The organism is Pseudomonas nabeulensis (assembly GCF_004682045.1).
GTDB classification, from domain to species: Bacteria; Pseudomonadota; Gammaproteobacteria; order Pseudomonadales; family Pseudomonadaceae; genus Aquipseudomonas; species Aquipseudomonas nabeulensis.
Window position 1 is genome coordinate 1 of sequence record NZ_QUZT01000147.1, and the last position, 657, is coordinate 657.

At 57.2% G+C, this 657-nt stretch carries 1 protein-coding gene; it reads right to left on the reverse strand.

The window, feature by feature from the left end:
- A partial coding sequence (locus tag DYL61_RS31185) for a hypothetical protein (RefSeq protein ID WP_167498022.1) occupies positions 1-657 on the reverse strand: 657 nt, incomplete at both ends.

Genomic DNA, 657 nt, shown 5'->3' on the forward strand with positions numbered 1-657 from the left:
CTGCCAAGCGTTCCGTGGTTGTTAAGTGCATGGGCGGTGATGTGCGCGTGGCGGCTGGCGCTGATGATGCCGAGGTTATGCAGAACATCGCTGATGCGTAGCTGAATATCCTGGCCGCTGAGTATCTGGCCGCCGTCTTGAGTGAGCGTGGCTGCGCGGATATCCGCGTCACCCTTCGCCGCGATCAGACCGGTGTTGTTCAGGTCGCCATCGACATGCAGGTGCAGATGACCGTCGATCAGCATTTCGCCGCTGTTGTTCAGGTCGCTGGCTGCAATGTTCAGTTCTTCTGCCGCAACGATCTTGCCGCTGTTGTCGACGCTTTCAGCAACCACCCTCAAATCGCTTTCGGTGTGCAGCGTGCCGCTGTTATCGAGCTGTTTTGTCGTAACCGTCAGCGTCTGCGCCGTGACGATTTGGCCGCTGTTTTTGACCTGTTGCTTGGCTTCAAGCTTGGCGCTGTTGGCGGCGATTTTGCCGGTGTTCTGGACAGCATTGGCCTGAACCGCCAAGTGCCCACTGGCATTAAGCTCGCCCTGGTTATCCAAACGTTCGGCGGTGATTTTCAGCTGTTTGCCAGCAATGCGCTTATCGTCCTGAATCCCGCTGACAATCTTCCCTTCATTGCGCACCGTCGCCGCTTGCACCTGCACATTT